Raw genomic sequence first — 16152 nt, 5'->3', positions numbered from 1 at the left:
GTCAACAGCCATAATGGACTTTTTTCGCCCTTGGCAGAGAAAGCCGGGTCAAGGGGACAAAACTTCAGCAATTCTCGAATGATCCGAGCCTAGCGAGCGAGGGCATCCCGATACATTTGCACGTATTGGTCCACCGAATCTGGCCAGTCGAAGCGGGTCTGCATGGCACGACGCTGTATCAGAGCGAAACGTTCGGGTTCTTGCAGGAAATAGAGCAGGCTGCGGCGCATGGCATCGAGCAGGCCATGGGCGGTGGGATCCACAAAACAGAAACCGGTAGCCTCTTCATCGCCCTGGTCCCAGTCAACTACCGTGTCCTTGAGGCCACCGACGGCCCGCACCAGGGGCAGGGTGCCATAGGCCAGGCTGTACATCTGGTTGAGGCCGCAGGGTTCAAACAGAGAGGGCATCAGGAAGATATCGGCGCCCGCCTCTACCAGATGGGCCAGCCGGTCGTCGTAGGTATTGATGAAGGCGAACCTGTCCGGATGTTGCTGGGCGATGGCTTGAAGCTGAGCCGCCAGAGAGGGATCCCCTGAACCGACGATCACCACCTGCACCCGGTGGCGCAGGAAGTCCTCAAGGGCGGGGATGAGCAGATGAACACCTTTCTGCTCCGTCAGTCGGCACACCATGCCGTAGATAGGGTCGCTCACCACCGGCAGGCCCGCATCTTGCTGCAACTGGGCGCGACAGCGTGCCTTGCCGCTCAGATCCTGATCATCGTAGTTGGCAGGCAGGTGGAGGTCGGTGGCGGGATCCCAATCCTGATAGTCGCAGCCATTGAGGATGCCGCGCAGGTCCGCCGCCCGCTGCTGGAAGGCCGATGCCATGCCATGGGCACCCAGGTGGGTCAGCAGCTCGTTGGCGTAGTTGGGGCTGACCGCATTGATCTTGTCGGCGTAGAGCACGCCACACTTGAGCAGGTTGATGTGGCCATAGTCATAGGCCACCCGCTGTTCGTAATGACTTATCTCGGGTACGGCGGCAAATTGCACCCGATCGAATACCCCCTGGAAGGCGGCATTATGGATGCTGATGACGCTGCGGGTCTGGGCGAAGAAGGGATTGTTGGCGTGTCGGGTCTTGAGCAGCAACGGCAGCAGACCTGTGTGCCAGTCGTTGCAGTGGACTATGTCCGGGGCGAAGCCGAGCTGCTCTGTGGCATGGAGGGCGGCGGCGGCCAGAAAGGCGAATCGCTCGCCGTTGTCCCCATAGGCCTGGTTATGCTCGGCATAGAGTTCAGCCCGCTCGAAGTAGCGGGGGCAATCGACGAGGTAGACGGGAAATCCGTCCAGCTCGAGTTGATGCAGGCGATAACCGATATCTTCCTGTCCGGCCGGGGTGGGTAGCCAGCGCGAGGCCAGCAACCTGGCTTCGTCACGGCGCTTCATCCCCTTGTAGAAGGGCAATATGATGCGCACATCATGGCCCTGCTGGGCCAGATAGCGTGGTAGCGCACGAGCCACATCGGCCAGGCCGCCAGTCTTGACCAGCCCCTCGACCTCTGAGGCCACGAACAGAATTTTTAATGGGTTAATAGCCAACTCTCGCTCCCCTGGGTATCACGACAATACCCCCTTCAGATACGGTGAACCTTTCCCTGTCATGGGTCAGATTCTCACCGATCACGGTGCCGGGCGCAATTTCAACATTTTTGTCTATGATGGCGCGCCGAATTGAGCAGCCCTCACCTATTTTCACATCCCCGAGCAGCACGGACTCGCTGATATGGCTGCAGGGGCCTATGTTGCAGCGAAAGCCCAGCACTGAACGCTGTATCTGGCTGCCCTGAATGAAGCACCCGCCGGAAATCAATGAGTTGGCAATTTTTACCTTGCAATCCTCAGTGTCAACGAAGGTGGCGGGCGGCAAGGGGGGGTAGTGGGTATGCAGTGGCCATTTGCGGTTGTAGAGGGAGAAGGGCGGGTTGTCGGCAACCAGGTCCATGTGGGTTTGCCAGTAGCCATCCAGGGTGCCGACGTCGCGCCAATAGACATTCGGGCCTTCCCCCGGGATCACGTTGGTACTGTAGTCATAGACGTAGACAGGGGCACGGGGAAAGAGGTGAGGGATGATGTCTTTGCCAAAATCATGGCTGGAATGCTCATCATCCCCGTCTCGTTTCAGCTCGCGATAGAGCGCTTCGGTTTCGAAGATGTAGTTGCCCATGGAGACCAGGGCCTGGCTGGGGTCACCCGGTATGTGCTTGGGATGCTTGGGTTTTTCCTCAAAACCTATCATCCTCCCCTCCTGATCCACCTCGATCACCCCGAAGGCGCTCGCCTCTTCAATCGGCATGCGCAGCGCCGCCACCGTCAGGGCCGCCGCCTTCTGCTTGTGGAAACTGACCATCTGGCTCACGTCCATCTTGTAGATATGATCCGAGCCAAAGATACAGACATGTTCAGGGTCGGAGATCTCGATGAAGCGCAGGTTCTGGTAGATGGCATCGGCCGTACCGTCATACCAGCGCTTGCCCATCCGCATCTGGGCCGGGATGGGGTCGATGAAGCGATCCGTGATGCCGACAATGTTCCAGCCCTTCTTCATGTGCAGATAGAGGGACTGGGACTTGAACTGGGTCAGCACATAGATCCGCAGGAAGTCGGCATTGACGAAGTTGTTGAGTACGAAATCGATGAGACGGTAGCTGCCGCCAAAGGGGACTGACGGCTTGCTGCGAGTGGTGGTCAAGGGTTGCAGGCGGGTGCCTTCTCCGCCCGCCAGTATCATAGTGAGTATGCCTGCCATGGTCTGTGTATCTCCGGTGCTGCTGCTGTGAAAAGGCTTTCAGAGTATCGCAAAAAAATACCCCCAAAGGGGGTTGTTAAACGTTTGCGGATACCATAACAGATTCCAGGTGAGACTCTACACAAGATTTGTGACTGTCGTTACAGGCTGCTGCGATAGACCCTGAACTTGGTATCTGCCGCGCGGATCTCGGTCCGCGGGAAGCTGGCTTCCAGTATAGGTTGATAACGCAGGAAGAGATTGGCCACTATGGTCAGGGTGCCATGGTGGGCGAGATGGCGAGGCGCCTCGGCCAGGAAGGTCTCGGTGGCGGCGTAATGGGTCTTGAGCCCGGCGTGGAACGGCGGATTAGACACTATCCGGTCGAAGCGACCGGGCAGCGCCGAGTAGACGTCCGAGGCCAATACCTGAGCCTTGAGACCGTTGGCGGCCAAGGTGCGGCGGCTCGATTCCAGGGCCAGGGCGTTGATATCGACCATGGTCACGTCGAGGCCGGGATTACGCTTGGCCAGCACAGAGCCGATGACCCCGGCGCCGCAGCCAAAGTCGAGCAGCGTGCCGTTCATGGCAGGCAGATTGGCGAGCAGCATCTTGCTGCCCAGATCCAGCTCGCTGGCGCTGAACACACCGGGCAGTGCCTGTATGGTCAGCTGGGTGTCGCCTATCTGGCACTGGTACTGGCTGAGCCACTCTTCGAGTAGGAAGGGCGTGACCGGCTCGCAGAGCTCGCCATGATAGAGGGAGCAGCGCCGCGCCGAGTCGCGCTTGACCGGCTTGCCGGCATAGGGGGCGATCAGCTTGTCGGCACCATTGATGCCGCCATTGTTGTCCCCGGCGAGGAAGATATCGGCTCCAGGGTGCAACAGGGGAGCCACCATGGCGAGCAGGAAGCGAGCCTCGGCCTTGGCCTTGGGCAGCAGCAGCAGCAGGGCATCGAAGCGGGCCTCTCCCCCCAGCTCATGACCGAAATGGATGCGTTCGCCGAGCGCCTCCTGCTGGGTCAGGAAGTAGCTGTAATCCGTGGTAAAGACCATCAGCTCGCGGGCGATCCCGGCCAGTTCACGGGGATAATCATCTTCCAGTGCACCGCACACCAGCAGGCTCTTGCCCTCGAACAGGGCTTGATTACGTTCCAGCATCTGGCTGACGGCACTCAGGGGATGACTCATGACTCTCTCCGGGGGGTTTTGGCCCGCTAGTATACATGGCTGCTTTCGCCTTGACATTTATGCCGTGTTCCAGAAAGATGCCCGAACACTCATTTTTCCTCGGGGATGGCGTGATGCGGTTCAACGCGTTGAAACGAAAGCATAAAAAGAACCCAAAACCTGGGTTTGCTGGCGTGCGCGCGTAACCCTCTCACCGCCCTGAGAAGTTTCAAACCCCGCTGCGCACTCCGTAGCGGGGTTTTTTGTTGATGTCGAGAGTCGACGGAGAAGGAGATTCCATGTTTCAAGGTTCGATCGTTGCGCTGATCACCCCCTTTCGTGATGGCCAACTGGATGAGGTGGCACTGCTGCGCCTGGTAGACTGGCACCTGGAGCAGGGTACTCACGGCATAGTGCCGGTGGGCACCACGGGGGAGAGCCCGACCCTGAGCCACGATGAGCACTGCCGGGTGGTTGAGCTGGTGGTCAAGCAGGTGGCGGGCCGGGTACCGGTGATCGCCGGTGCGGGCTCCAACAACCCGGTGGAGGCCATCGAATACACCCGTTTCGCCGAACAGGCGGGGGCGGATGGCACCCTGCATGTGGCCGGTTACTACAACCGCCCGAATCAGGAGGGGCTCTATCATCACTTCAAGGCCGTTCATGACGCGACGAGCAAGCCCATCATCGTCTATAACATTCCGCCCCGTGCCATTGTCGATGTGCAGCCAGCCACCCTGGCCCGGCTCGCCGAGTTGCCACGCATCGTCGGGGTCAAGGATGCCACCGGCGATCTGTCCCGCCCCCTGACTGAGCGTCAGCTCATCAAGAAGCCGTTCGCCTGGCTCTCGGGTGAGGACGCGACCGCCGTGGCCTACAACATAGGTGGCGGTCAGGGCTGTATCTCGGTGACCGCCAACGTGGCTCCCAAGCTGCTGGCCGAGGTGCAGAACCTGACCCTGGCCGGTGACTGGCAGGCAGCTCGCGCGTTGCAAGACCGCCTGATCCCGCTGCACCAGGCCATGTTTGCCGAGCCCAGCCCGGCGGGGGCCAAGTATGCGGCCTCCCTGCTCGGCCTGTGCAGTGAAGAGTGCCGCCTGCCCGTGATGCCGCTTGCCGAAGCAACCAAGCAGCGGATCCGCGATGCCATGCTGGCACTGGACCTGCTCTAACGGCGAAAAAATGGGCTCTGGATCGACCTTTTACGCGTTAATTGAATCACTATGAACCCGGCTCTATATACTGCTCGGGTTCAGTTGAGGATGATTGACATGCTGGAATGGGATCCGGAGCACTTCACCAGTTTTGAGCACCTCTGTGAGGTGACGCTGGCGACTATCAGGGAGAAGACCGAAGCCGATCAGATCTATCTGTGGTTGAATCGACCGCAGCCTGAGCTGTTCGCCTTCCATCCCGAACGGGGTCTGGTGACCCTTGAGCCCCATCATGCCAGCATGCTGGGGTTACCCCTGCCTTTCATCGAGCAGGCCCTGGCCAAGGGTCAGCTGCTCATCGAACTCAAGAGTGATCCCCATGTCTGGTGCGACGCGGTAGAAGCTCCTCCGGCCCAACTGAGAGCCTGTTTTCCACTCAAGCGGCAACAGGGGCTGGAGGGGGGCGTCTATCTCGAAACCCGTCGTCGCCTTGACCGGCTCACTCCCCGCCAGAAGCAGGGCATACAGCTGCTGATGCACTATTTGGCCGCCGAGCTGGAGAGCCGCATGTTGAGCAGTCTGGTTAGCCGGGAGCGGGACGAACGGCTCACCACAGAGGCATCCCTGGTTCAGAGCCAGGCACTCCAGCAATCCTTTCTCGATCTGTTGCAATCCCTGCATCAGGTGGGGGTACAGCTCTCCAGCTGCCGCAATGAGTCGAGTCTGCTGCACGATGCCGTGCTGCTGGCCCGCAGTCTGCTGCAATTCGACAGGGTTGCCGTCTTCCTGATCGATCCGGACTTCACCACCATGCAGGGCAGTTGGGGCACCAATGAGGCGGGAGAGATCACCGACGAGCGTCACTTCGTCAGCCCGATCCCGGAACATCCTGTGGTGCAGGAGGCCTTGCGCCGCAAAGACTATGTGCTGGTGCTGGAAGATGCGCCGCTTTATTACGAGCAGCAGGAGGTGGGGCGCGGCTGGAACGCCATGGTCTCCCTGTGGGACGGGGATAGCCCCATCGGCTGGATTGCCGCCGACAACCTGCTGCAGCGCAAGCCTATCAAGGCCTACCATGGGGAAATCTTCAAGCAGTTCGCCGCCATGCTCTCCCAGATGTTGATCCGCCAGCGCAATCATGCCGCCCTCGAGCAATTCAACCGGGATCTGGAAGAGCGGGTCGCGGCACGGACTCGCCAGCTGGCCGAGACCAATGAGGCGCTGGAGTTGGTGAATCAGGCGCTGGCGCAGGCCAACGAGCAGCTGGCCCTGCTCTCCATGGAGGACCCGCTCACCGGCATCGCCAACCGCCGCCAGTGGGATCTGACGTTGGCCCGGGAGTGGGAGATGGCGCGTCGCCAACATCGGCGGCTGGCCGTGCTGATGATCGATGTCGATGAGTTCAAGGCCTACAACGACCACTTTGGCCACGGCAAGGGGGATCTCTGCCTGCGCCAGGTGGCCCAGCTGCTGCAAGAGTGTGAGCGACGCCGCACCAATCTGGTCGCCCGTTACGGTGGCGAGGAGTTCGTGATCTTGCTCTGTAATCCCCAGCCTGGCGAGGCGGAGTTCCTCTGCCAGCGTATCCATCACCAGCTCGCCAAGCTTGCCATTGAGCATCCGGCCTCCAGGGTCAAATCACAGCTCACGGTGAGCATAGGATTCAGCTACTGGGCCCCGGATCAGGGCGTGCAGTGGGAGCAGCTTATCGAGCGCGCGGATCAGGCGCTCTACCGTGCCAAGTCAGCTGGCCGTGCCTGCAGTCGGCTCTTCGAACCGCAGTCGTTGCCCACGGAGCAAATTTCCACCGTCTAGGCCATGGCCTCCCGCTCAGGGACTGCTAGAATGGCTCTCTTTTTCGATGCAGAGCTGCCCATGATCCTCTCCCGTTTTCAAGGCCTGGTCTTCGACCTGGACGGTACTTTGGTTGATTCCATGCCGCTGCACCTGGCGGCGTGGGAGCATGCTTCCCGCGAATTTGGTTTCAAGTTCGATGGTGACTGGTTTTATGAGCTGGGCGGCATGCCGAGTCGCAAGATAGCCCTGCTGGTGGCCGAAGAGCAGCAGATAGCGCTGGACCCCCTGGAAGTGACGCGCTGCAAGACGGCCCACTATGTAGCCAACCTGCATAAGGCGACCGTCTTCCCCGCCATGCTTGAGCTGGTGCAGGCCCATCATGGTCATCTACCCATGGGGGTGGGCACTGGCTCGCCCCGCATCAATGCCGAGGCCGTGTTGCGCAATACCGGCCTGGATCGCTACTTTCCCGTGGTGGTGACCGCGGATGATGTCATCCAGCACAAGCCACATCCCGATACCTTCCTGCTGGTCGCCGAGCGGCTCGGGGTCGAGCCTCGCGGCTGCCTGGTGTTCGAGGATACCGGCATAGGCCTGGCCGCCGGGCAGGCTGCCGGCATGCAGACCTGTCTGGTCAAGGACGGGGTGCCGGCTGCATTGCCGGACTGAGCCATATCGGATCGTTCATGGGATTGCTCGCTATCTTGAAAGGCAATGCGCGCGCAAGCGCACCCTCAAGGTGGTCAGGGTGTTGGATAACCAACGGGAGCGGGCTCGGTCATAACTGTCATGGTGGCGGCTCGGCCATCACACAGGGGCGCTGGGTGTGCAAACGATGCCGAGTCGACCCCGCCTCGCTGAGGGCGATAGGGGATCTCTGAGGGGAAACGGGTGGTCTACTCCCCGGCGGGACAGGTTGGGAGGGGAGTAGACATATCTGTCACGGATTGACGCAAGTCGCGACTGCGACCGTCACGCGGGCCTCTGTGACAGAGAAAGCTCTGGCTTACTGCTCGCTGCTGCCACCCTGATCGTTATTGTCATAACGGCCGGGGGCGCCATGGGGACGCGGTGCCATGGAGACACGGGGCTTGCGGGCGCGCTGAATATTGACCTGGGGGCGACCCGAGTGCATGGCGATGGTGGAGATCTTGGCCTTGTACACCAACTGCTGGTTGCCATGGGCGTCGGTCAACAGCACGCTGTACTGGTCAAAGCCACTGATGGTGCCTTCCAGCTTGATGCCGCTCACCAGGAAGATGGCAACCTGACTGCGGTTTTTACGAAGCCAGTTGAGAGCGGAGTCTTGCCCATTCCCGAGGGAGAAGGCCTGCTCTATGGTGGCGTAGCTGGGGGATTCGGTTGTCATAAATTATTGTCCCGCGGAAAAAAAGTGGCGTTTGATTGTGCTAAATGGCCACTGGCTTGTCAAAGTCATTCTGTTGCCACCTCAACTATGGGGTGAGATAGGGACTGGCAGCCTGGGCGCCCTGCTGCGATAATCGCGCTTTCACGGTCCGTGATGGACCCAGACAGAGATATTCATTTGCCATCAAGTTCCGAACTGAGCCCATATCGTGCCGATCCAACCGCGTGCGAAGAGTGTGATTTGCTGGCTCCCGCCACCGAGTTGGCGCTGGGCGAGACGCAACATTGTGTCCGCTGTGGTCACACCTTGACTAGTCACCTGCCGGATCAGGCGAGGCGACCGCTCGCCTATGGCCTGGCAGCCATCATCATGTTCGTGCTCACCAACTGCTTCACCTTCATGTCTTTCTCCGCCAAGGGGCTGGGCCAGGAGATGAGCTTCCTGCAGTGCATCACCACCCTGGTGAATGAAGGTTACCTGTTTCTGGCCGCAGTCCTCAGCATGACGCTGATCGGTCTGCCCCTCGTCTATATGGTGTCGACCATGCTGGTGCTGTGGCGACTCGATAAACCCATGCACAGCAACGCATTGCGCTCCCTCGGACGTTTGCTGTGCCGGATCAAGCCCTGGTTGATGGTGGATGTGTTCCTCATCGGGGTACTCATCTCCCTGGTCAAGTTGATGGGCATGGCCGACATCAAGATGGGCCTCTCCTTCTGGGCCTTTGTCGGTTATACCCTGCTGCTTATCAAGACGATTTCATCGCTGGATCGCATGTGGTTCTGGCAGCGACTGTTTGGCCCGAGCGAGCCCCGTGAGCTGGATCCCGCACTGGGTGCCCGGGAGGCGGGTCTGGTGGGTTGCCACGTCTGCGGTGCCCTCGGCGAATGGGGGCAGCATAGCTGTCTGCGCTGTGGTGCTCATCTGCACAGCCGCAAACCCGGTGGCATGGCACGTACTTGGGCGCTGCTCATCACCTCGGCCATTCTCTATATACCTGCCAACCTTTATCCCATCATGGACACCGTCTTCCTCGGCGATATCAGCCCCTCGACCATACTCGGCGGCGTTGTGCTGCTGTGGGGAATGGGCTCCTATCCCATCGCCGCGGTGATCTTCATCGCGAGCGTGGTGATCCCGCTTGCCAAGATATTGGCCCTGTTCTGGCTCTGCTACCGGGTACAGACCGGGGACGGTGCCTCGCCGCTCGGTAAACTCAAGCTCTATCGCATGACGGAGTTTGTCGGTCGCTGGTCCATGATAGATGTGTTCGTGGTGGCCATACTGGCAGGCCTCATCCGGCTCGATAATCTGATGACCATTTATCCCGGCCCCGCCGCCGTCGCCTTTGCTGGCGTGGTGCTGATCACCATGGTGGCCGCCATGAGTTTCGATTCCCGCTTGATCTGGGATTTACAACAAGGAGAACGCGAACGTGAGTGAGCGTAAGACAGTGAGAAAAGTCGGTTCCGACTTCCTCGGTTCGGCGGCGGCGATCTGGATGGTGCCTCTGGTGGCCCTGCTCATCGGTGCCTGGATGCTGTTTCAGCACTGGTACTCCCAGGGGCCAAGCTTCCAGCTGACCGTGGCCACGGCCGAGGGCATAGTCGCGGGCAAGACGGTGATCCGCTCCCGTGAGGTCGACGTGGGCCGCATCGAGGCGGTGGAGCTCAGCGATGACTACAGCCATGCCATCATCACGGCGCGTCTCTCCAACAATGCGGCCAATATGCTCAAGGGGGATACTCAGTTCTGGGTGGTCAAACCCAGGGTTGGCCGTGAAGGGGTCTCGGGTCTGAGCACCTTGCTGTCCGGCGCCTATATAGAGCTCTCTCCCGGCAAGAAGGGCAAGGCGAAGTCGCGCTATGAGATCCTCGACAAGCCGCCACTCGCCTCCCTCGATGCCAAGGGGCTCAGGCTGACGCTCAACAGCACCGAGACCCGCTCCCTCAGTGTGGGCTCCCCCATCCAATATCAGGGCTACACCATAGGCCAGGTGGAGGAGGTGAAATTTTTACCCGAGAAGAGTGAGCTGGAATACCAGATCTTCATCAATGCGCCCTACGATGTGCTGATCACCAACAACTCCCGCTTCTGGATGACTCCAGGCTTCGAGGCATCGCTGACCAGCGAGGGGATGAAGGTGAAGATGGACTCCCTGGAGGGGTTGCTCGATGGTGGCATTACCGTTGGCTTGCCGGCTGGCTGGGTTCCGGGCGGTGCGGTCAAGAGCAAGGACTCCTTCACCCTGTTCAAGGATCAGGGCAGCGTGTTGGCCGGTAGCCTCAATCAGTTCATTGACTATGTTTTCTTGTTCGAAGACAGCCTGGCGGGTCTGCATCCCGGGGCTGCGGTGGAGTATCGCGGCGTGCGGGTCGGTACCGTTATATCGTCCCCTTATCTCATCGATGACAAGGCGACCCAGATCTTCAAGAGCAAGGTGATCCCCGTGCTGGCGCGCATCGAGGTGCAGCGTCTCTCCCACCGTTATGCCAACGCCGAGCGGGAGCAGTGGCGCAAGCTGTTCAGCACGCAATTCAAGGAAGGGCTCAGAGCCACACTCAAGACCGCGAGTCTGCTGACCGGTGGCAAGGTGATCGATCTCAACTTCTACCCGGATGCCCCCGCGTTTGCCGCGCGCCAGATGGCAGGTACCGAGGTATTCCCCACCACCCAGGGCGGTCTGGATCAGATAGAGCGCAAGGTGAACCTTATCCTCGACAAATTTGTCGATATGGATATGTCCACGACCCTGGCTCAAGTCAACAGCAGCTTGGCGAACCTGGACAAGACCATGAAGAACGTCAGCTCCCTGAGCGCCAATCTGGACAAGTTGACCAGCCAGCAGTCGACCCAACAGTTGCCAACCTCCCTCAACGAGAGCCTGCTACAGCTCAAGGAGACGCTGCGCAGCTACGATGGGGCCTCCCAGACCAATCAGGATCTGCGCCAGTCGGTGCAATCCCTCAACCAGCTGATGCGCGAGCTGCAGCCCCTGGTGCACTCTCTCAACGAGCAGCCGAGTTCGCTGATTTTCGATCGCACTCGCCCCCAGGATCCTGAACCCAAGCGAGGTACCGAATGAAATCACTCTTCATGGCCCTGGCCCTGACCGGTTTGCTGGCCGGATGCAGCAGCGCCCCGGCGCTGCACTACTACTCTCTGGATGCCGACGGCACACCTCAGGCCGCGCCAGTCAGCCGGCCTCAGCATCAGCTGGTGCTGCGCCCGGTTCAGCTCTCGGATCAGCTCGACAATGTCAGCCTGGTCTATCAGCTGGAAGGGAAGGAGCTGCTCTTTACCGAGTACCAGCGTTGGGCAGGCTCGCTGGATGGTCAGCTGAACCAGCTGACCCAGAATGGCCTGTCTGCCCGCCTGCCCGGCTGGGTGGTACGTCAGGATGGCGCTCGTCAGGGGCCTGTGCTCAGTATCAGCGTACAGCGCTTCCAGGGTCGTTTCGATGGCCGCGCCGTGCTGAGCGGACGCTGGCGCCTGCTGGCCGAAGATGGTCGGGTGCTGCAGGACAACCCCTTCCATATGGAGCGCGTGCTGCCCGCCGATGGCTATGGTACCTTGGTGGGAGAGTTGGGGATGGGTTGGCAACAGCTGCTCGATCAGATTGCTGCCGAGCTGCGCAAGGGCTGAGCTCAGCCACCTGTTGCGCAATCACAGAAAATAAAACGGGAGGCCAAGCCTCCCGTTTTTTTATCACTTCAGTCTGGCTTATTGTGCGACTTCCGAGATGCCTTCGACCTTGATTTCGACCCGGCGATCCGGGGCCAGGCAGACGATCAGTTCACGTTTGGATCCGCTGGCGCAGCTGTCGCCGGTGACAGGGTTGCTCTCACCCATGCCTTGTACTTGCACCTTGTCGGCGGGCAGGCCCTTGCCGACCAGGTAGTCGGCGACTGTGCGAGCCCTGTGCTCGGAGAGCGTCTGGTTGTAGCCATCAGCGCCGAGGCGGTCTGTATAGCCCATGACGGTGGCAGTGCCATCCTTGGGTCTGGCGGCTTCAATCTGGCTATAGAGGGTATCCAGAGCCTGGCTGGCTTCCGGCTTCAGGGTCGCCTTGTTGAAGTCAAACAGCACATCCGAGCTGAGGCTAAAGCTTTGTGTCACCGGGGTCGGCGCCGGGACGGGTGCGGGTACCACGGCGGCTTCGGGGGCCTCCTGGCCAAAGCGATACAACATGGCAACCGAGAGCAGACCGTTGTCGAGTTCGAGCCCGGTATGATCCATGTCCATATCACCCAGCGGCGTGGTGTATTGGTACTCGAAGCGGGCGGCCCAGTTGCGATCGATGGCGTACTCGGCACCCAGAGCGCCGACAAAGGCAGCCCCATCATCGTTATCCAGCTCTCTGCTACTGGTCCAGGCATAGGCGCCACCGAGGCGACCATACAAATCCAGGCGCTCGGCGACCGGGAAACCGATCTTCATGGTCAGCTGTGCCATCTGGGCCGTCACTTCATCATCACCCTTCAGGGTGGGATCTATCTTGTCGGCGACATCATATTTGTACTTGCCGAGCCAGTCGTACCCCAGCTCTATCCCGAGATTCTGATTGATCTGATAACCGGCGAAGGCGCCAGCCCCCAGAGCATCGTCGTCCTCATCGGTAATGTTGAAGTTATCTCTGATGGTGTCATTGTGATCGACACCATAGAAGTTGGACCAACCCAGCTTTGCGCCGCCATACCAGGTATTGTCTTGTCCTGCCGCCTGGGCGTTGGCCGCCAGCAATCCAGAAACAATCAATGTAATCAATGATTTATTCATATCGTGCCTCTGCAATTTCATGTGAGGGAGGTTTGCCTCAATGGCCCTCCCTTATGGGTCCGGCGGTCATGGCCGTGGGACAGATTAAAGTTAGTCGCTTTTGGAAATGTCGCAACTAACTGAAATAACAATAATTGTTAATGTGCGGGTCTGAGCGCTAATCAACAAACAGGGGGCTGGTCAGCCCCCTGTTTTTTTACATCTCCGTTGGCGAGCGTCGCTGCTAGTTGGGCAGGAATTCGTACTGGCTCTCGATGAAGGCAGCGGCCCGCTCACCCAGGGCGGCATGGACGACTCGGGTGGGATGAACCTGATCCCAGTACATCTTGCCCTCGCAGTCAGGGGCGGTCGCCTTGCGCGCCATCGGGCTGGTGACGGCCTGAGCCAGCAGGGGGTTACCCGCGATGGCGATCCGCTCCTGCGGGCTGAATGCACTGAGGAGGGCGTCATCGCTTGCGCTGCTGGCGGCAAACGGCTTCCACACATAACCACCGTCGTAACAGGCGTGCTCGGTGTCGCTCAGCCCGAAATTCTGTGGCTCACGCAGCATCTCGTCGAACTGCTTGTCTATCTCGAACAGCCGTACCAGGCCGGTCGGTGCGAGCTGGCGCGCGAGATTAAGCAGCAGGGCGTTGTGGTATTGGGAGACATGGCTGGCGGCCTGGACGACCTGCTGGCTACGGGCCGAGGGGTTTTGACCCAGGTCCGGCAAGTTGAACAAGAGCACCTGCTTGGCACCATTGAGCACGATGCGGTTGGCGGCGTCACTGATGGCATCGCGCACCCGCTTGGCGTCGGTCTCACTGTTCCAGCCGTACGCGAGGTAGTCGTTGGCGCCGACCCAGATGATCACCAGATCGTCCGGTTGGAAGCCGTCTTTTTTCAGAAACTGGGTGACCTCGTAATCCAGGTTGTTGATCACCTGATATTGGGGGTGCCAGGAGATCTTGTTGTAGGCGACGGCGGTGGCGCCCCCTTCGGCCTCATTCGCGATCTTCAGGCCGGGAAACTGTGCATCCAGATGCTCCAGCCAGACGGGGCCGTTGGAGAAGCGCCCCTGATAATAGGGTGGGCTGGAGGGAAGATAACCGCGCATCTTGCCATACATCTTGCCGGTGTCGGACAGGCTGTCACCAAAGACGACAATGCGGGAGAAGGCGGGACGTGGCTCGGCCGCCTGGGCGGTCCAGGCCAGCAGGCCCAGCAGGCAGATAAAACAGGCTCTCATCATGGGGGTTCTCATCTCTGGAGGCAGGCTGTCCTGCGATAGTGCTCAGATCTCGCCATTTTGCGAGTCATTTGAGAATGATAACCCTGTCGAATTTAATTCAACAATCATTGATTTGTCCGCAAGCGATTGCGGTCACACCCCGATCCCCCAAATGGGGTGGCTTCACATATGTTTCACGCTCCCTCTGACATCATGCCTCCATAGCCGCTGTGGCAACCTGTGAAACCTGAGGAAACTGACATGAAAACATTGAGCGCTCTTACCCTGCTGGCCCTGGTCTCTGTATCCACCTCCACCCTGGCCGCCTACACCGGACCTGCGGAGCAGAATGTGGTCACTGTCATCCAGCTCAAGGATGTTGCCGATGACAGCTGGGCGACGGTGGAAGGCAAGCTGGTCAAGCACCTGGGCGGTGAGAACTATCTGTTCCGCGATGCCAGTGGCGAGGTGGAAGTCGAGATCGATGCGGACGTATGGCGTGGCCAGGAAGTTGGCCCGGATGACTCGGTGCGTCTGCGTGGCGAAGTGGATCACAGCTGGAACAAGACAGAGCTGGAAGTGGAGCAACTGGAGAAGGTGGGAGCCACCCCCCAGAGCAAGGGCGGTTTCATCTCCAAATAGTGCACGGCGCTGGCGATAAGTTGATGTTGATATGAAAAGGGCGCTCCTGGAGCGCCCTTTTGATGTTTTCAATCGTCCGGTTGGGGGATTGAGGGGTGGCCCCTTCAACCCGCCCGGCTGGGCACGGCTCGCTTGAACCCTTTCTCGGCCTGATCGACCTTGTAGAGGTAACGACGCGCTTCCGCTTTGGGATGCTGCTCGGTCAGGACCTGATAGACGGCCTCGGGGGAGAGGCGGTTGATCATGCCGGGTGCGGCCTTGCGGTCGCGGGAGAAGGTATTGAGTACGCCGCCCGCCCCCCCGTTATAGGCGGAGATCACGGCGTAGCGCCGCGAACGGGGATCGGCGATGTCGACCAGGTAGACGGTCTGCAACAGATGCAGATAGGCGGTGCCCACGTCTATGTTGTAGGCCGGGTTGAACAGGTCATCCCGGGTCGGTTGACCACTCTTGCCCTTGACCCTGACATAGACATCGCGCCCTGCGGTCGCGGGTATCACCTGCATCAGGCCATAGGCATTGGCATGGCTGACCGCATAGGGGTTGAAGCTGCTCTCCGTCTTGATCACCGCATAGATAAGGCTCTCGGCGACCCCGTATTTGCGGGAGGCATCGCGGATGATGCTGGCGTACTTGTAGCCACGCTTGTCTTCGTGGTTCGCCACCATGGGGATATCGACGTAGAAGATGTTGCGAATGCCGAGGGTGCGCTTCTTCATGGCGGTGCTGAGCAGGTAATCGGCATAGCGCTCGGCACGCCAGTCGAAGCGGATCGGCTGGCCATTGTTATCGAGCACCTGACCATAGAGGAAGGGCTCGCCGCCGGGCAGTATTTCTCTGTCCGAATAGAGATCCACCTCAGCCGGATCGTCCGGGGTGAGCAGTGTCTCTATGATGGCGCGGCGCAGATGGGACTTGGGATCCAGCCCCGAGACGGTCTCTATCATGATGTGGCCACTGGAGAAGTCGATGTGGGCACGGCTCTTGTATTCATCCGTGTATTTGACGTAGTCAAACTTGCCCGCAAACAGCGCCTCCCGCCCCCATATCTCGTTCACGTTATGGGAGAGGGCGCTGATCATGTGCTCGAAGCCGCGCACGTCCTTGCCGTTGACCAGGTTGTCATCCTGATCATCGCTGGATTTAGGGGGGGATGAGCAGGCACTGAGCAGCAGGGTGGCGCACAACAACCAAAAAATTCGGCCCATAGGATCCTCGAAAGGGGCGGCCAGGCCGCCCGTCACTCACTGGCTGTGGGCTAGGCGAGGCATCATCGCCGACACGTCACCGACGAGGGGG

At 59.9% G+C, this 16152-nt stretch carries 14 protein-coding genes; 7 read left to right on the top strand and 7 right to left on the bottom strand.

Annotation, left to right across the window (positions count from 1 at the left end; genetic code table 11):
- Nucleotides 1-89 precede the first annotated feature (89 nt).
- The 3 genes from glgA to rsmC all read right to left on the bottom strand — a co-directional run bounded on the left by glgA (nt 90) and on the right by rsmC (nt 3923).
- The gene (gene glgA, locus M2366_RS12115) at nt 90-1547 is read right to left on the bottom strand and encodes a glycogen synthase GlgA (protein ID WP_259269845.1); all 1458 of its coding nucleotides are present in this window, start codon (nt 1545-1547) and stop codon (nt 90-92) included.
- Nucleotides 1537-2754, bottom strand: a complete 1218-nt coding sequence (glgC, locus tag M2366_RS12110) for a glucose-1-phosphate adenylyltransferase (RefSeq protein WP_224431966.1) — start codon at nt 2752-2754, stop codon at nt 1537-1539. Before glgC ends, glgA begins: the two co-directional genes overlap by 11 nt.
- 140 nt (nt 2755-2894) lie before the next feature.
- Entirely contained in the window at nt 2895-3923 is a 1029-nt protein-coding gene (gene rsmC, locus M2366_RS12105) for a 16S rRNA (guanine(1207)-N(2))-methyltransferase RsmC (RefSeq protein ID WP_224431967.1), read from the bottom strand.
- A gap of 278 nt (nt 3924-4201) precedes the next feature.
- On the opposite strand from rsmC, the gene dapA reads away from it, so the two are divergent.
- The 3 genes from dapA to M2366_RS12090 all read left to right on the top strand — a co-directional run bounded on the left by dapA (nt 4202) and on the right by M2366_RS12090 (nt 7522).
- A complete protein-coding gene (gene dapA, locus M2366_RS12100; protein WP_259236874.1) occupies nt 4202-5074 on the top strand; it encodes a 4-hydroxy-tetrahydrodipicolinate synthase in 873 nt (290 codons plus the stop codon).
- Between the two features lie 99 nt (nt 5075-5173).
- Complete coding sequence (locus M2366_RS12095) at nt 5174-6871, top strand: diguanylate cyclase (protein WP_259269844.1); 1698 nt, start codon at nt 5174-5176, stop codon at nt 6869-6871.
- Nucleotides 6872-6931: 60 nt separating this feature from the next.
- Nucleotides 6932-7522: an HAD family phosphatase gene (locus M2366_RS12090; protein ID WP_042041942.1), complete on the top strand. Its 591-nt coding sequence runs from the start codon at nt 6932-6934 to the stop codon at nt 7520-7522.
- Nucleotides 7523-7859: 337 nt separating this feature from the next.
- Here M2366_RS12090 and hfq read toward each other — a convergent pair whose 3' ends face one another.
- Nucleotides 7860-8222: an RNA chaperone Hfq gene (gene hfq / locus M2366_RS12085; protein ID WP_005895045.1), complete on the bottom strand. Its 363-nt coding sequence runs from the start codon at nt 8220-8222 to the stop codon at nt 7860-7862.
- A 153-nt stretch (nt 8223-8375) separates the two neighbouring features.
- On the opposite strand from hfq, the gene M2366_RS12080 reads away from it, so the two are divergent.
- The 3 genes from M2366_RS12080 to M2366_RS12070 are packed head-to-tail and all read left to right on the top strand — an operon-like array spanning nt 8376 to nt 11867.
- Nucleotides 8376-9665 carry a paraquat-inducible protein A gene (locus M2366_RS12080; protein ID WP_224431970.1) on the top strand — a complete coding sequence of 430 codons (1290 nt, stop codon included), beginning with the start codon at nt 8376-8378 and terminating at the stop codon, nt 9663-9665.
- Nucleotides 9658-11307, top strand: a complete 1650-nt coding sequence (pqiB, locus tag M2366_RS12075) for an intermembrane transport protein PqiB (protein WP_259269843.1) — start codon at nt 9658-9660, stop codon at nt 11305-11307. Before M2366_RS12080 ends, pqiB begins: the two co-directional genes overlap by 8 nt.
- Nucleotides 11304-11867: a membrane integrity-associated transporter subunit PqiC gene (locus M2366_RS12070; protein WP_224431971.1), complete on the top strand. Its 564-nt coding sequence runs from the start codon at nt 11304-11306 to the stop codon at nt 11865-11867. The genes pqiB and M2366_RS12070 overlap by 4 nt, the downstream gene beginning before the upstream one ends.
- A gap of 78 nt (nt 11868-11945) precedes the next feature.
- Here M2366_RS12070 and ompA read toward each other — a convergent pair whose 3' ends face one another.
- Together ompA and M2366_RS12060 are read right to left on the bottom strand one after the other, a co-directional pair.
- Nucleotides 11946-13001, bottom strand: coding sequence for a porin OmpA (gene ompA, locus M2366_RS12065; RefSeq protein ID WP_224431972.1), 1056 nt, complete (start codon nt 12999-13001; stop codon nt 11946-11948).
- 223 nt (nt 13002-13224) lie between these two features.
- Nucleotides 13225-14229: an SGNH/GDSL hydrolase family protein gene (locus M2366_RS12060; RefSeq protein ID WP_224432930.1), complete on the bottom strand. Its 1005-nt coding sequence runs from the start codon at nt 14227-14229 to the stop codon at nt 13225-13227.
- A 243-nt stretch (nt 14230-14472) separates the two neighbouring features.
- Between M2366_RS12060 and M2366_RS12055 the strand changes: the two genes are divergently transcribed.
- Nucleotides 14473-14853, top strand: a complete 381-nt coding sequence (locus M2366_RS12055) for a YgiW/YdeI family stress tolerance OB fold protein (protein ID WP_224431973.1) — start codon at nt 14473-14475, stop codon at nt 14851-14853.
- A 104-nt stretch (nt 14854-14957) separates the two neighbouring features.
- On the opposite strand, the gene mltC is transcribed toward M2366_RS12055, so the two are convergent.
- A complete protein-coding gene (mltC, locus tag M2366_RS12050; RefSeq protein WP_224431974.1) occupies nt 14958-16061 on the bottom strand; it encodes a membrane-bound lytic murein transglycosylase MltC in 1104 nt (367 codons plus the stop codon).
- Nucleotides 16062-16152: the final 91 nt, after the last annotated feature.

Origin of the sequence: Aeromonas sp. BIGb0405 (assembly GCF_024807335.1) — a bacterium.
In the GTDB taxonomy this organism is placed as follows: domain Bacteria; phylum Pseudomonadota; class Gammaproteobacteria; order Enterobacterales; family Aeromonadaceae; genus Aeromonas; species Aeromonas rivuli.
The sequence above is the reverse complement of the archived record's forward strand: the minus strand, read 5'-3'. Positions and strand labels throughout refer to the sequence as shown.

Bases quoted from the DNA above. Each gene is read 5' to 3' on its own strand.
- M2366_RS12090 (WP_042041942.1), top strand. From the start codon at position 6,932: ATGATCCTCTCCCGTTTTCAAGGCCTGGTCTTCGACCTGGACGGTACT.
- hfq (WP_005895045.1), bottom strand. From the start codon at position 8,222: ATGACAACCGAATCCCCCAGCTACGCCACCATAGAGCAGGCCTTCTCC.
- M2366_RS12070 (WP_224431971.1), top strand. From the start codon at position 11,304: ATGAAATCACTCTTCATGGCCCTGGCCCTGACCGGTTTGCTGGCCGGA.
- ompA (WP_224431972.1), bottom strand. From the start codon at position 13,001: ATGAATAAATCATTGATTACATTGATTGTTTCTGGATTGCTGGCGGCC.
- M2366_RS12060 (WP_224432930.1), bottom strand. From the start codon at position 14,229: ATGAGAGCCTGTTTTATCTGCCTGCTGGGCCTGCTGGCCTGGACCGCC.
- rsmC (WP_224431967.1), bottom strand. From the start codon at position 3,923: ATGAGTCATCCCCTGAGTGCCGTCAGCCAGATGCTGGAACGTAATCAA.
- mltC (WP_224431974.1), bottom strand. From the start codon at position 16,061: ATGGGCCGAATTTTTTGGTTGTTGTGCGCCACCCTGCTGCTCAGTGCC.
- M2366_RS12095 (WP_259269844.1), top strand. From the start codon at position 5,174: ATGCTGGAATGGGATCCGGAGCACTTCACCAGTTTTGAGCACCTCTGT.
- M2366_RS12080 (WP_224431970.1), top strand. From the start codon at position 8,376: ATGGACCCAGACAGAGATATTCATTTGCCATCAAGTTCCGAACTGAGC.
- M2366_RS12055 (WP_224431973.1), top strand. From the start codon at position 14,473: ATGAAAACATTGAGCGCTCTTACCCTGCTGGCCCTGGTCTCTGTATCC.
- dapA (WP_259236874.1), top strand. From the start codon at position 4,202: ATGTTTCAAGGTTCGATCGTTGCGCTGATCACCCCCTTTCGTGATGGC.
- glgC (WP_224431966.1), bottom strand. From the start codon at position 2,754: ATGGCAGGCATACTCACTATGATACTGGCGGGCGGAGAAGGCACCCGC.